This is a genomic window from Photorhabdus africana, assembly GCF_035181445.1.
In the GTDB taxonomy this organism is placed as follows: Bacteria; Pseudomonadota; Gammaproteobacteria; order Enterobacterales; family Enterobacteriaceae; genus Photorhabdus; species Photorhabdus laumondii.
On sequence record NZ_JAXBVE010000342.1, the window covers coordinates 1 to 223 of the forward strand.

The following is a 223-nucleotide window of genomic DNA, read 5'->3' on the forward strand; positions in this document are numbered from 1 at the left end:
GTCGGCCCGTTTCAGCTGTTCCAGCACATCCGGGCGGATAAGCTGCTGGCCGTCCGCGCGGTGGGTCAGGTTGTTTTCCACAAACGGTTTCAGGTTCTGCTGATAGAAGGCGTCCAGCGTGCCGCCGGGCCGGAAGAACCGCTCAAATTCACTGAGCGGCACATCCTCCGTCGCGTCCGGGTTAAACGGATAGCGGCCGGCCAGGTAGGTCTGGTACTGTCTG

1 pseudogene is annotated in these 223 nt (G+C 61.9%); it reads right to left on the bottom strand.

The annotated features are described in order from the left end of the window. A pseudogene (locus SLS51_RS24020) lies at positions 1 to 223 on the bottom strand (type VI secretion system membrane subunit TssM); the annotation flags it as partial.